Below are 236 nucleotides of genomic sequence, written 5' to 3'. Positions count from 1 at the left end.
TGAAGATACGGGACAATGCTGTGCTCCTGTGGAAAAGAGGCTTCCTCCTGCTGCTAAGCTGCAACGACAGCCTTTCTGCTTCACCTGTGCCGTAAGAGCCGCAAACATCAACCGGGGACCGCGCCAAGCACGATCCCCGGTTTTTCCACAGCCCTTGCGCTACCAGGGCCGGTTTAGCATTCAGTCATATTACGCTGCGGGTACAAGCAGGATGCGGCAAGGGGCATTTTCGCAAA

It is taken from the genome of Desulfovibrio sp., assembly GCF_019424165.1.
Classification (GTDB): Bacteria; Desulfobacterota; Desulfovibrionia; order Desulfovibrionales; family Desulfovibrionaceae; genus Desulfovibrio.
This window is presented reverse-complemented; position numbering follows the sequence as displayed.